The sequence below is a fragment of the Kitasatospora sp. NPDC001132 genome, from assembly GCF_053598415.1.
In genome coordinates, this window is the sequence record NZ_JBSFKF010000082.1 from 1,703 (window position 1) to 3,305 (window position 1,603).

Here is a 1,603-nt window from a genome sequence, read left to right on the forward strand (position 1 = left end):
CGAGGGTGTGTGACTGGTCGTTGTTTGAGAACTGCACAGTGGACGCGAGCATCTGTGGCCAAGTTTTTAAGGGCGCACGGTGGATGCCTTGGCACCAGGAACCGATGAAGGACGTGGGAGGCCGCGATAGGCCCCGGGGAGCTGTCAACCGAGCTTTGATCCGGGGGTGTCCGAATGGGGAAACCCGGCAGTCGTCATGGGCTGTCACCCGCTGCTGAACACATAGGCAGTGTGGAGGGAACGCGGGGAAGTGAAACATCTCAGTACCCGCAGGAAGAGAAAACAACCGTGATTCCGGGAGTAGTGGCGAGCGAAACCGGATGAGGCTAAACCTTGAGCGTGTGAGACCCGGCAGGGGTTGCGCTCGGGGGGTCGTGGGATTTTTCTTGATCGGTCTGCCGGCCGGTCGGCGAGTCAGAAACCGTATGGATAGTCGAAGGACATGCGAAAGGTCCGGCGTAGAGGGTAAGACCCCCGTAGGCGAAATCTGTACGGCTCGTTTGAAGAACTCCCAAGTAGCACGGGGCCCGAGAAATCCCGTGTGAATCTGGCGGGACCACCCGCTAAGCCTAAATATTCCCTGGTGACCGATAGCGGATAGTACCGTGAGGGAATGGTGAAAAGTACCGCGGGAGCGGAGTGAAATAGTACCTGAAACCGTGTGCCTACAAGCCGTGGGAGCGTCGTTCATCAGCTTGCTGGTGGGCCGTGACTGCGTGCCTTTTGAAGAATGAGCCTGCGAGTTTGCGGTGTGTAGCGAGGTTAACCCGTGTGGGGTAGCCGTAGCGAAAGCGAGTCCGAATAGGGCGGTTGAGTTGCATGCCCAAGACCCGAAGCGGAGTGATCTAGCCATGGGCAGGTTGAAGCGCGGGTAAGACCGTGTGGAGGACCGAACCCACCAGGGTTGAAAACCTGGGGGATGACCTGTGGTTAGGGGTGAAAGGCCAATCAAACTCCGTGATAGCTGGTTCTCCCCGAAATGCATTTAGGTGCAGCGTCACGTGTTTCTTGCCGGAGGTAGAGCACTGGATAGGCGATGGGCCTTACCGGGTTACTGACCTTAGCCAAACTCCGAATGCCGGTAAGTGAGAGCGTGGCAGTGAGACTGTGGGGGATAAGCTCCATGGTCGAGAGGGAAACAGCCCAGAACACCGACTAAGGTCCCTAAGCGTGTGCTAAGTGGGAAAGGATGTGGAGTCGCAGAGACAACCAGGAGGTTGGCTTAGAAGCAGCCACCCTTGAAAGAGTGCGTAATAGCTCACTGGTCAAGTGATTCCGCGCCGACAATGTAGCGGGGCTCAAGCACACCACCGAAGTCGTGTCATTGCAGCATGAAGGGCCAACGCCTGCTGTGATGGGTAGGGGAGCGTCGTGTGCCGGGTGAAGCGGCCGAGGAATCGAGTCGTGGACGGTATACGAGTGAGAATGCAGGCATGAGTAGCGATACAAGAGTGGGAAACTCTTGCGCCGATTGACCAAGGGTTCCTGGGTCAAGCTGATCTGCCCAGGGTAAGTCGGGACCTAAGGCGAGGCCGACAGGCGTAGTCGATGGACAACGGGTTGATATTCCCGTACCCGCTTTGAAGCGCCAACGCTGAACCTC

At 57.6% G+C, this 1,603-nt stretch carries 1 other annotated feature (only partly in view).

What is annotated here, in order from left to right:
• Positions 1–56 precede the first annotated feature (56 nt).
• Positions 57–1,603: a sequence feature (mutual gap in cmsearch alignment for this rRNA model is longer than 100), on the top strand (it continues 1,490 nt past the right edge of the window).